At 73.1% G+C, this 10,952-nt stretch carries 12 protein-coding genes and 5 tRNA genes; 7 read left to right on the top strand and 10 right to left on the bottom strand.

Going from position 1 to position 10,952, the window contains the following annotated elements:
* The first annotated feature begins 154 nt into the window (after positions 1-154).
* Positions 155-823, top strand: a complete 669-nt coding sequence (locus tag AB0M52_RS22935; RefSeq protein WP_363957086.1) for a polysaccharide deacetylase family protein — start codon at positions 155-157, stop codon at positions 821-823.
* 9 nt (positions 824-832) lie between these two features.
* Here AB0M52_RS22935 and AB0M52_RS22930 read toward each other — a convergent pair whose 3' ends face one another.
* Positions 833-1,237 carry a cupin domain-containing protein gene (locus AB0M52_RS22930; protein ID WP_363957083.1) on the bottom strand — a complete coding sequence of 135 codons (405 nt, stop codon included), beginning with the start codon at positions 1,235-1,237 and terminating at the stop codon, positions 833-835.
* 69 nt (positions 1,238-1,306) lie between these two features.
* Positions 1,307-2,323: a zinc-dependent alcohol dehydrogenase family protein gene (locus AB0M52_RS22925; protein ID WP_363957080.1), complete on the bottom strand. Its 1,017-nt coding sequence runs from the start codon at positions 2,321-2,323 to the stop codon at positions 1,307-1,309.
* 185 nt (positions 2,324-2,508) lie between these two features.
* On the opposite strand from AB0M52_RS22925, the gene AB0M52_RS22920 reads away from it, so the two are divergent.
* Positions 2,509-3,390 carry a helix-turn-helix transcriptional regulator gene (locus AB0M52_RS22920; RefSeq protein ID WP_363957077.1) on the top strand — a complete coding sequence of 294 codons (882 nt, stop codon included), beginning with the start codon at positions 2,509-2,511 and terminating at the stop codon, positions 3,388-3,390.
* Between the two features lie 29 nt (positions 3,391-3,419).
* Here AB0M52_RS22920 and AB0M52_RS22915 read toward each other — a convergent pair.
* Both AB0M52_RS22915 and AB0M52_RS22910 read right to left on the bottom strand, forming a co-directional pair.
* A tRNA-Val gene (locus AB0M52_RS22915) sits at positions 3,420-3,494 on the bottom strand.
* 39 nt (positions 3,495-3,533) lie between these two features.
* Positions 3,534-3,606 (bottom strand) — tRNA-Gly (locus tag AB0M52_RS22910).
* A 149-nt stretch (positions 3,607-3,755) separates the two neighbouring features.
* On the opposite strand from AB0M52_RS22910, the gene AB0M52_RS22905 reads away from it, so the two are divergent.
* A complete protein-coding gene (locus AB0M52_RS22905; protein WP_363957074.1) occupies positions 3,756-3,998 on the top strand; it encodes a DUF6458 family protein in 243 nt (80 codons plus the stop codon).
* A 147-nt stretch (positions 3,999-4,145) separates the two neighbouring features.
* Here AB0M52_RS22905 and AB0M52_RS22900 read toward each other — a convergent pair.
* From AB0M52_RS22900 to AB0M52_RS22890, 3 genes are all read right to left on the bottom strand, one after another.
* Positions 4,146-4,220: transfer RNA gene (locus AB0M52_RS22900), tRNA-Val, on the bottom strand.
* Positions 4,221-4,234: 14 nt separating this feature from the next.
* Positions 4,235-4,305 (bottom strand) — tRNA-Cys (locus tag AB0M52_RS22895).
* 34 nt (positions 4,306-4,339) lie between these two features.
* Positions 4,340-4,412: transfer RNA gene (locus AB0M52_RS22890), tRNA-Gly, on the bottom strand.
* Positions 4,413-4,705: 293 nt separating this feature from the next.
* Here AB0M52_RS22890 and AB0M52_RS22885 point away from each other — a divergent pair.
* Entirely contained in the window at positions 4,706-5,308 is a 603-nt protein-coding gene (locus tag AB0M52_RS22885) for a TetR/AcrR family transcriptional regulator (RefSeq protein WP_363957071.1), read from the top strand.
* A 70-nt stretch (positions 5,309-5,378) separates the two neighbouring features.
* Positions 5,379-5,954: a TIGR03086 family metal-binding protein gene (locus tag AB0M52_RS22880; RefSeq protein WP_363957068.1), complete on the top strand. Its 576-nt coding sequence runs from the start codon at positions 5,379-5,381 to the stop codon at positions 5,952-5,954.
* Between the two features lie 40 nt (positions 5,955-5,994).
* Here AB0M52_RS22880 and AB0M52_RS22875 read toward each other — a convergent pair whose 3' ends face one another.
* Complete coding sequence (locus AB0M52_RS22875; RefSeq protein WP_363957065.1) at positions 5,995-6,906, bottom strand: hypothetical protein; 912 nt, start codon at positions 6,904-6,906, stop codon at positions 5,995-5,997.
* A 177-nt stretch (positions 6,907-7,083) separates the two neighbouring features.
* Here AB0M52_RS22875 and AB0M52_RS22870 point away from each other — a divergent pair, with 177 nt between their 5' ends.
* Both AB0M52_RS22870 and AB0M52_RS22865 read left to right on the top strand, forming a co-directional pair.
* On the top strand, positions 7,084-7,752 hold the full coding sequence (locus AB0M52_RS22870; protein ID WP_363957062.1) for a 50S ribosomal protein L11 methyltransferase: 669 nt from the start codon (positions 7,084-7,086) through the stop codon (positions 7,750-7,752).
* A gap of 9 nt (positions 7,753-7,761) precedes the next feature.
* On the top strand, positions 7,762-8,922 hold the full coding sequence (locus tag AB0M52_RS22865; RefSeq protein ID WP_363957059.1) for a cytochrome P450: 1,161 nt from the start codon (positions 7,762-7,764) through the stop codon (positions 8,920-8,922).
* 28 nt (positions 8,923-8,950) lie between these two features.
* Here the strand turns inward: AB0M52_RS22865 and bioD are convergent, their stop codons facing one another.
* On the bottom strand, positions 8,951-9,688 hold the full coding sequence (bioD, locus tag AB0M52_RS22860) for a dethiobiotin synthase (protein WP_363957056.1): 738 nt from the start codon (positions 9,686-9,688) through the stop codon (positions 8,951-8,953).
* Positions 9,676-10,812 (bottom strand): 8-amino-7-oxononanoate synthase, encoded by a 1,137-nt coding sequence (locus tag AB0M52_RS22855; RefSeq protein WP_363957053.1) that lies wholly within the window; start codon positions 10,810-10,812, stop codon positions 9,676-9,678. The genes bioD and AB0M52_RS22855 overlap by 13 nt, the downstream gene beginning before the upstream one ends.
* Positions 10,813-10,952 lie beyond the last annotated feature (140 nt).

Genomic DNA, 10,952 nt, shown 5'->3' with positions numbered 1-10,952 from the left:
GACCCACTTGCCGAGCTCACCGGTGGCGCCGGTGACCGTCGCACCGGGGTGGGGCACGTCGACGGCGTAGTCGCGGAAGTCCGGCAGCTCCAGGAGCGCGCAGCTCCACCCGGCCCACCGATCCCTCGAAACGCCAACCCGGAAGGTCTGACCGATGGCACCCCGCACCCACCACCAGCTGGCAGCACACCGCGCCTGGTCCGGGCCGGCTGCGACGGTACGGCCCGTAGAGGCGATCGGCACCGACCACGTCCTCTGCCTCACCTTCGACGACGGACCGCACCCGGTGCACACCCCGCGGCTGCTCGACGTCCTGGCCGCCCACCAGGTCCGGGCGGTGTTCTTCCTCCAGGGCGACCGCGTCACCGAGCATCCCGACGTGGTACGCCGGATCACCACCGCCGGGCACGCGCTGGGCAACCACGGCATGCACCACGACGACATGAGCGGATGGACCGCTGGCCGGATCGCCTCGGACCTGTTACAGACCAACGCGGTCATCCGGCAGGCCGTGCCGTACGCCCCGGTGCCCTACTTCCGGGCCCCGTACGGCGCCTGGGGCCAGACCCCCACCGTGGCGACCGCGCTGGGGATGCGGCCGATGGGCTGGCGGCTGGCGGTGACCGACTGGGAGCCGCCCGGCACTGACGAGTTGGTCCGGCACCTCACCGAGGGCGTCGCCCCCGGCGCGGTGGTGCTGCTGCACGACGGTGGCGGCGACCGGAGCCAGACCGTCGACGCCGTCGACCGGGTGATTCCGGCGCTGCGGGCCCACGGCTGGCGCTTCGCACTGCCCGACGCCGAACCGTCCGCGACCCGATAACCGGGCAGGTCACTGCTGGTGGGCGGCGTGATACTGCTCGTCGGTGACCGGTTCGCGCCAACTGGTTCCGTCGCCGCTGCCGTCGCCCTCGAACATGGCGAGATGGCTCATCAGGTTGCCGGCGGTGGCCCCGTGCCAGTGTTCCTCGCCGGGCGGGGTGTGGACGGTGTCCCCGGGACGCAGGGTGATGGTCCGGCCGTCCCGGGTCTGCACCAGGCCGACGCCCTCGGTGACGTGCAGGGTCTGGCCGAGAGTGTGGGAGTGCCAGTTGGTACGGGCACCGGGGGTGAAACGGACGCGGCTGACGATCATCCTCGACGGCTCCTCACCGCGGTAGACGAGGTCGACGTACACGTCTCCGGTGAAGGTCGTCGCCGGCCCTCTGGTGGTCGCTGGGACGGGCTTGAGTTCCATGGTGGTTCTCCTCTCGTCAGTCGATGGCTTCAACGGTGAGCGGGGCGGTGCCGACGTGGTCGGCGCGGGTCAGGGCTGCAGCAGCGCCTTGATGGCGCGCCGTTCGCTCATCGCCCGGTAGCCCTCGGCGACCTGGTCGAGCGGCAGGGTGAGGTCGAAGACCTTGCCCGGGTTGATGTCGCCCTTCAGCACCAGGTCGATCAGCTCGGGCAGGAACCGGCGTACCGGCGCCGGACCGCCGTGCAGCCCGACGTGCGTGAAGAACAGTTCCTCGCCGTTGAGCCGCACGCCGTGCGGGACCCCGACGTAGCCGACGTACCCGCCGGGCCGGGTGGACGCGACAGCCTGGCGCATGGACTCGGCGGTGCCGACGCATTCGAGTACGGCGTCGGCACCGATGCCGCCGGTCAGCTCCTTGATCCGGGCCGCGCCTTCGTCGCCGCGTTCGGTGACGATGTCGGTGGCGCCGTACTCGGTGGCGAGCTTCTGCCGGGTCTCGTGGCGGCTCATCACGATGATGCGTTCGGCGCCGAACCGGTTGGCGGCCAGGACGCCGAGCAGCCCGACCGCGCCGTCGCCGACGACGGCGACGGTCTGACCGGGCTTGACCTGGGCCGCGACGGCGGCGAACCAGCCGGTGCCCATCACGTCCGACAGCGTGAGCAGGCTCGGGATCAGCTCCGGCGCCGGGAGATCCGGCGTCGCGACCAGGGTGCCGTCGGCCAGCGGTACGCGCAGCGCCTCGGCCTGGGCCCCGCCCACCAGCTCCCGGTGTATGCAGGAGGTCTGGTAGCCGGCCCGGCAGTTCGGGCAGGTGTTGTCGGAGGCGAAGAACGACCCGATGACGAACTGGCCCGGCTTGATCGTGGCGACGTCGCTGCCGACCTCCTCGACGACGCCGACGTACTCGTGGCCCATCGGCACGGGCTGGGTGACCGGGTTCACGCCGCGGTAGTCCCACAGATCGGAGCCGCAGACGCAGGCGGCGGAGATTCGGATGATCGCGTCGGTCGGCGCGATGAGACGAGGGTCGGCGCGATCTTCGAGCCGCACGTCGCCGGGGGCGTGAATGACAGTTCCACGCATCACTGGATTCCTCTCAACGGATGCGGAAATCGCACATTTTCGAAATGGCGTGCCGGCGGACGGGGTCAGCCGTCGCAACAGGCCAGACCCAGGTAACCGGCTGTCCGCGCGCCGTGGGAGGGCTTGTCGAGGCAGGTAATGACAGAACCCCCCAGGCCCACGGCGCGGGTCGTAGCGTGGCTGTCGTGGACCACCGGAACGACATCCGCGAGTTCCTGGCCTCCCGGCGAGCCAGGATCACGCCCGAACGGGCCGGGCTGCCCAACTACGGCGGCACCCGTCGCGTCGCCGGGTTGCGCCGGGCCGAGGTCGCGATGCTGGCCGGGGTAAGCCCCGACTACTACACCCGGCTGGAACGCGGAAACCTCACCGGCGTCTCCGACAGCGTCCTGGCCGCCATCGCCCGCGCCCTGCAACTCGACGAGGCCGAGCGCTCCCACCTGTACGACCTGGCCCGCGCCGCCAACACGACCGCGCGCACCCGGCGGCGACCGGCCAGGCAGCAGATCCGCCCCGGCGTGCAGAGCCTGCTCGACGCGATGACCGACGCTCCCGCGTTCGTCCGCAACGGGCGTCTCGACGTGCTCGCCGTCAACCGCCTCGGGCAGGCCCTCTACGCACCGGCCTTCGACGTCCCCGGCCGGCCGGTCAACCTGGCCCGGTTCTGTTTCCTCGACCCGCGCGCCGACGACTTCTACCCCGACTGGGACGACGCCGCCAGCACCACCGTCGCCCTGCTACGCACCGAAGCCGGCCGCGACCCGTACGACCGGGCACTGACCGACCTCGTCGGCGAACTCGCCACCCGCAGCGACGACTTCCGCAACCGATGGGCGGCGCACAACGTACGCCTGCACTACACCGGGTTCAAACACTTCCGTCACCCCGTGGTCGGTCGGCTCGACCTCGCTTTCGAGGCCATGCCGATGCCGGCCGACCCCGGCCTGACCTTGACCGCCTACAGTGCCGAACCCGGCACCCCCGCGTGGGACAGCCTGCGACTGCTCGCCAGCCTGGCCGCGACGACCGCGCAGACCGATGACCCTCATCAGGCGGAACGCCCCTGAGACCGGGGCAGATAATGAGAACGCATTTCTGGTGGGCGATACTGGGTTTGAACCAGTGACCTCTTCCGTGTCAAGGAAGCGCGCTCCCACTGCGCCAATCGCCCGTGGAGACCACCCACACCCGCAGGTGTGGACGGATCGCGAGCGGACGACGGGATTCGAACCCGCGACCCTCACCTTGGCAAGGTGATGCGCTACCAGCTGCGCTACGTCCGCCTGCCCCGGTATCGCCGGGGACGCGCCAACTCTACCCGATGACAAGATCGCCCGAGCAGTGCCCCCGGCGGCCGGGTGATTGCGCAGATCACCGCCGGGGTACAGATCTCCCCCGACAGCACACCGCATCCCTGACAAAGGAGGCTGTCATGGGTATCGGCACCAGCATTTTCCTGCTCGCGGTCGGCGCCATCCTCACCTTCGCGATCGACGCCAGCATCGGCGGCCTCGACCTCGACGTGGTCGGGTGGATCCTGATGGCCGCCGGCGTACTCGGCCTGATCATGACCACCCTCGTCTGGGGGCGCCGCCGCCAGGTGGTCTCCACCGTCGAGGAGCCGGTGGAGTACCGCCGGGTCGAGGAACGCCGGGACGTCGCACCGCCGCTGTGACCGGGGGGCCGACGGAGCTGATCGGTCGCCCGATCCACGCCCACGGTGGCGGCCACCTTGCATGGTGGCCGCCACCCGGGCTGGGGACAGACAGCAGAAGGCCCGTCACCGGATGTCCGGTAACGGGCCTTTGGGTGCTCGTTCAACTGGTGGGCGATACTGGGTTTGAACCAGTGACCTCTTCCGTGTCAAGGAAGCGCGCTCCCACTGCGCCAATCGCCCTCGCTATCTTGCCGAGGTGGGGACGGGATTTGAACCCGCGTACACGGCTTTGCAGGCCGTTGCCTCGCCTCTCGGCCACCCCACCGAGGTTGCCCCCGTCACGCATGGCGGCAGCTCCGAGCGGACGACGGGATTCGAACCCGCGACCCTCACCTTGGCAAGGTGATGCGCTACCAGCTGCGCTACGTCCGCACGCCCCCGGTGTTTCCCGGTGACGGATGAGAACTTTAGCCGAGCGATGGAACGGTTGCCAAATCGGGGCCTGTCCGGGCGCGTCCAAAATCCCTCCCTAGAGCTTCCTAGGAGACTGGATCGATAGCCCGGGCGGCAGGAACGGGACGGGTCACCTCCGGCCGCAATGGCCGTGAGCAGCCAAAACGTGAAAGTTACATGCCGGCAACTGTCCGGCTTCCGACTGTCGCAAGCCAGATCAACCGGGTTTCGGTGACTGACTGTGTCCGATTCGATGGGCTACGGTGACGGGCGTGACGAGACGTGCGGCCGAGATCCGCCTGGATGCCCTGCTGCGGACCGCATGTGACGTGATCGTGCAGCGCGGGCTCGCGAACACCCGCACCGCGGACGTGGCGCAGGCCGCCGGCGTCAGCCAGGCGCTGGTCTTCTACCACTTCGCCACGAAGGAGCGGCTGCTCGCCCAGGCCTTCGCGTACGCCGTCGAGCAGGATCTGGCCCGGCTGGACGCGGTCACCCGGTCCAGCGCCCCGCCGCTGACCAAGCTCCGGCGCATCCTGCGGCTCTACACCCCGGCCGGACGCCCCACCTCGTGGTCGATGTGGATCGACGGCTGGGCGGAGTCGCTGCGTACGCCCGAGTTGGAGAAGGTCTCCCGCAAGCTGGACCTGCGCTGGCGGCAGGACCTCGCCGCGGTGATCTCCGACGGGGTCGGCGAGGGCGTCTTCGAGTGCGCGGACCCGGCGGGCGCGGCCTGGCGGATCAGCGCGGTGATGGACGGCCTGGCGGTGCAGATCGCGGTGCACGAGCGGGTGATCTCCCGGCGGCAGTTCGCCGAGTGGGTACGCCTGGTGACCGCCCGCGAGTTGGGGCTCGACCCGGCGCAGCTCGACTGACCGGCGGCGACCCGGGCCACCGTCGGGCGAACCGGCCGCCGCCTGGGCCGCAGCCGGCAACAATGACGGCATGGACCTGCTGGAGACGTACCGGCGCAGCCTGGTGGAGTTCACCGACCGGGTGGAACAGGTCGGCGCCGGGCAGTGGTCGGCCCCGACCCCGTGCGCGGACTGGGACGTCCGCACGCTGGTCAACCACGTGGTCGGAGAGGACCGCTGGAGCGTGCCCCTGTTCGCCGGCCGGACCATCGCGGAGGTCGGCGACCGGTACGACGGCGACCAGCTCGGCACCGACCCGGTCGAGGCCGCCCGCGACGCGGCGGCCCAGGCCGAACTGGCCGCCACCCATCCCGGCGTACGGGAACGTACGGTTCACCTCTCGGCCGGCGACACCCCCGCCGAGGAGTACCTGCACCAGCTAATCGCCGAACACCTCGTGCACGGCTGGGACCTGGCCGTGGCGATCGGCGCCGACCCCCGGCTGGACGCCGGCGCGGTCGCCGAGTGCGCTCGCTGGTTCACCCGCCGCGCCGGCGACTACCAGCAGTTCGGGCTGACCCGCCCCGAGGTCGGGTTGCCCACCGCCGCCGACGAACAGGACCGGCTCATCGCCGCCTTCGGCCGCGACCCCGAGTGGACCCCGTAGCGGCACCCGCCGCCACCGCCGCCCCGGCGACTGCCGCCGATCAGTTCAGCGGGTAACCACCGTCGCGGGGCACGGTCCGCCACCGCGACCGCCGGCTGGGCTGCCGCTCCCAGCGCCCAGCGGTCGCGGCACCGGCTTCGACCGGGTCGGGTTCCCGGGTCAGCTGCCGCAACCGCAGCAACAGCCCGACCCCGAGGAAGAGCAGCAGACCGCCGAGCAGGAAGGCGGCCTCGGTCAGGCCGATACCGGTGCCGGTCTGCGAGACCTGGTTGCCCGCCGCGCCGGCGGCTGGCGGATCGGCCGTCCCGCCGGCGTACCCCTCGTCGTCGGCAGAGTCGCTGTCCTCCTCGGCCGGATCCACCGTCGGGACCTCCACCGGCTCCTCCGTCGGATCGACGGTCGGCACCGGTGTCGGCGTCGGCGCCGCCGTGGTGGGCCGGGCCACCGCGCCCCGGCCGACCACCGCCCGCGTCGCCGTCTGGCGGGACAGCAGTTGCAGGTTCACGTCGTACGCCTCGGCGGCGAGGCTGACCTGCCCCTGGCCGACGTCCCTGGCGAAGGCGATCCGGTACTGGGCGGTCACCGTACGCCCCGGGCAGAGCGTGCCCGGGTCGAGCTGGCGGTCGGTCAACCGGGCCACGTCACCGTCGATCCGGACCTCCACCGGGAACGACCCGGTCTCCTCGATCCGGTCCACCCGGACCTGGTCCAGCCGCAGCCCCTGCACGCCGAGCACCATCGACCAGCGGACCTTGATGCAGTCGCCCTGGTCCGAGCGGGACACCACGGCGGAGACCGTCTCCACCCGTCCCCCGGCGGTGAACTGGTCCGGCAGGCCGCTGAGCTCGGTGGCGAACGCCGCGTGCGCCGGTGTGGCCATGGCGAGGTCCACCCCGGTGAGACAGGCCAGCGCCACCCCGATCCGTAGCGTGTTCCGCCACAGCCTCTTCACGATCCGTCCTCCCGTTGGTCGCCTCCATTGGCAACGCTAGGAGCGGCGGAGGCCACCGGGTAGACGGGCGTGTTCGCACGAACCGTCAAGCGAGATGCCCCATTTCACGTACGGTATTGAACCGATCACGGCCTACCCGCGACACGCCGTCAGGTCGGGCGGTGGACAATCACCGACGTGTCCGCGCTCTCCACCGCCTTCGTCCGGCTGCACGCCCGGCTCGCGCCCGTCGCCTTCGTACCCGAGGTGCGGTTGCACCAGGCGGACGAGCCGATCGGGTTGTGGGAGCTGACCGAGGGCGAGTTCCGCAGCGACCAGCCACCGCCGTTCTGGGCCTTCGCCTGGGCCGGCGGTCAGGGCCTGGCCCGGTACGTCACCGACCACCCGCAGCTGGTCGCCGGTCGCCGGGTGCTCGACCTGGCCTCCGGCTCCGGCCTGGTGGCCATCGCCGCCGCCCGGGCCGGCGCGGCCACCGTCCGCGCGGTGGAGGTCGACGAACTGGCCGTCGCGGCGGTCGCGCTCAACGCCGAGGCCAACGGGGTACGCGTGGACGCCGAACTCGGCGACATCCTCGACGGCGACGCGGGCGACGCCGAGGTGGTCCTCGCCGGTGACGTGTTCTACAGCCAGGTGATGGCCAACCGGGTGCTGCGGTTCCTGCTGCGCGCCGCCCGCTCCGGGGCGCAGGTGCTGGTCGGCGATCCCGGTCGGGCCTTCCTGCCCCGGGACCGCTTCGACGAACTCGCCGGCTACGACGTGCCGGTCAGCGAGGCGCTGGAGAGCGTACGGGTGAAGCGCACCACGGTGTGGCAGTTGCGCGCCGGGCAGCCGAAGGCGGCCGACTAGCGTGACGCCGTGCTGTTCCGCAGCTGGGAGCAGGCCCCGCAGGCCCGGTGGCCGGACGTGGCCCTCGTCGCCGACCAGGTGGGTGTCGAACACCTGCTGGTGACCCGGCACGCGCTGGTCCGGCAGGTGCTCACCGACCCCGGGACGTACCGGCCGGACAACGCCCTGGACGCGGTCACCCCGATGCCGGTGGCCGCACTGCGGGTGCTCGCCGCGCACCGGTTCCGGCTGCCGCCGACGCTGGCCAACAACGGCGACGCCAGCCACCCGGAGATCCGCGCGCTGGTCGCCGACGCCCTGCACCCGACGCGGGTGGCCGCCCAGCGGGACTGGCTGGCCGCGCTGGTCCGGCGGCGGGTGGCCGACCTGAACGCCCGGCTGGACACCGGCGAGCCGGTCGACCTGCACGCCGGCCTCGCCGCCGACCTACCGCTGCTGGTCCTGGCCCGGCTGGTCGAGCTGCCCGACGCGCCGGTCGCGGCGGTGAAGGGCTTCGCCCGCGCGGCGCTGGAGCTGTTCTGGGCGCCGCTGGACGCCGACCGGCAGCGGGCCCTCGCCACCGAGGTGGGCCGTTTCCACCAGGTGCTGCGGGACTTCGCGGCCACCGGCGGCGGGCTGGCCGGGTCGCTGCGGGCCGCCGGGCACTCACCCGACGTGCTGGTCGGCGCGCTGTTCTTCCTGCTGGTCGCCGGCCAGGAGACCACCTCGCAGTTCCTCACCCTGCTGATGCACCGACTCGCCGGCGAGCCGGCGGTGCTCGCCGGGCTGCGCGACGGCTCGGTGGCGGTCGCCGACGTGGTCGAGGAGGGGCTGCGGCTGGAGCCGCCGATCGTCACCTGGCGGCGGATCGCAGCCGTGGACACCACGCTGGGCGGTACGCCGGTGGCGGCGGGCACCAGCGTGGTGCTGTGGCTGGCCCGCGCCGGCCGGGACCCGGTGACGGTCGACTCGCCGGACGAGTTCCGGCCGGGGCAGCGCGGGTCACGCCGGCACCTGGCCTTCGGGGCGGGCGTGCACCGCTGCGTCGGCGACCAGCTCGCCCGGATGGAGGCCGCGACGGTGGTGGCGGAGGTCGCGCCGCTGCTGGCCGGGGTACGCGTGGTCCGCCCGCCCCGCTGCCCGGACAACCTCACCTTCCGGATGCCCGACGCCTTCGTCGTCCGCCGCTGACCGGCAGCCGGGGCCAGACATCAGGTGATCAGCTGATCTCCTCGGCCCAGGCGCGCCAGTCGTCGAGCACGCCGTACAGCGCCGGGGTCAGCCAGCCCGGGGCGGACCGCCGGAACACTCCCGGGTCCATCGCCCCGGCGCCGGCCGGCAGCGCGCCGAGCAGGTTCGGCAGCAGGTCGCTCAGGTTGGCCCAGTGCACCAGCTCGGGTTCGGCCGGCCAGGCGCCGATCACCACGCCGGCCGGCACCGCCCGCCGGTCGAGTGCCTCCAGGGTGAGCGCCGTGTGGTTGAGGGTGCCGAGTCCGGCGCGGGCCACCACCACCGCCGGGGCACCCAACGACACGGCCAGGTCGGCCACCGTCCAGGGCTCCCCCGACGGCCGCAACCCCATCGGTACGAGCAGCCCGCCGGCCCCCTCGACCAGCACCAGGTCGTGCTTGTCGGCCTCCTCGCGGACGGCGTCGACGGCGTTGTACAGCTCCAGCGGCGGCAGCTCGGCCACCCGGGCGGCGGCCAGCGGCGCGAGCGGGTCGGGGAAGCTGGCCAGGGTTCGGCCGGTCATCGGGGCGGCCAGCCGGGTGACTGCCTCGACGTCGGTGGGCTCGCCGGTGGCCGTACCGGTCTGGCCGGGTTTGACCACCGCGACCCGCAGCCCGGCCGCCTGCGCGGCGGCCGTGATCGCCGCGGTCACCACCGTCTTGCCGACCTCGGTGTCGGTCCCGGTGACCAGCACCGGTCCCCGCCACTGTTCCGTCACGGCGCACATTCCACGATGACCTCCAGGGCGCGTTCGAAGTCCGCCCGGGGCACCCCGGCGCCGATGGTCAGCCGCAGCCGGGAGCGGCTGTCGGGGGTGGAGGGCGGGCGGAAGCAGCCGACCGCCACGCCCCGGTCCCGGCAGGCGGCGGCCCAGTCGGTCGCCGCCTCAGGACCCGGGGCGGTGACCGAGACGACGGCGGCGTCGGGCGCGGAGACGCCGAGGCCGGCGGCCCGCAGCCGGCCCACCACCAGGTCGGCCCGCTCGACCAGCTCGTGGCGCAGGTCGTCGCCGGCCTGGGCCAGCCCGACGGCGGCGCGCACCCCGGCCGCCACCGCCGGCGGCAGGGCGGTGTCGTAGATGAAGGTCCGGGCGGTCTCGACCAGGTGCCGGACGAACTCGGCCGGTCCGGCGACCACCCCGCCGGCGCCGCCGAGCGCCTTGGACAGGGTGGCGGTTACCACCACGTCCGGCTCGCCGGCCAGCCCGACGGCGGCCACCGCGCCGGCCCCGGCCGGTCCGGTCACGCCGAGCGCGTGCGCGTCGTCGACCAGCAGCAGCGCCCCGTGCTCGCGGGCCACCGCGTGCAGCCGCGCCAGGGGGGCCAGGTCGCCGTCGACGGAGAAGACCGACTCGGTGACCACCACCGCCGGGCGGCCGGGCGCGGCCGCGAGGGCCGCCGCGACCGCGGCCACGTCGGCGTGCGGGGTGACCACGGTCTCCGCGCCGGAGATGCGGCACCCGTCGATCAGCGAGGCGTGGTTGTGCGCGTCGGAGACCAGCAGCGTGCGGGGCCGCACCAGCGCACGGACCGCGCCGACATTGGCGAGGTATCCGGAGGAGAAGACCAGCGCCCGGTCGGTGCCGAGCCAGCCGGCGAGGCTGTCCTCAAGCGCGTGGTGGGCGTCGGTGGAGCCGCGGACCAGCCGCGACCCGGTCGCCCCCAGCCCGTACGCGGACAGCGCCCGCGCCGCGGCGGCGACCACCTCGGGATGCCCGGCCAGGCCCAGGTAGTCGTTGCCGGCCAGGTCGACCACGGTGTCGCCGGCGGCGCGCGGCTGCAACCGGCGGGTCAGTCCCGCCTTCGCCCGCAGCTCGGCACGGCGGTCCAGCGCCGCCAGCCAGTCCGCCACCGTCGCCCCCCTTGCCGTCGACCCGCTCTCGCGGGGCGAAGTTACCACCCACCGGACCGGCCGGCTCCGCCGAGATCCGGGCAACCGGGGGAAGCTCAGTACGCCAACAGCTGAGGGCGAGGACCGGTCGCCGTCAGCCT

Origin of the sequence: Micromonospora sp. NPDC051296, from assembly GCF_040682255.1 — a bacterium.
Taxonomy (GTDB): Bacteria; Actinomycetota; Actinomycetes; order Mycobacteriales; family Micromonosporaceae; genus Micromonospora; species Micromonospora craterilacus.
The sequence above is the reverse complement of the archived record's forward strand: the minus strand, read 5'-3'. Positions and strand labels throughout refer to the sequence as shown.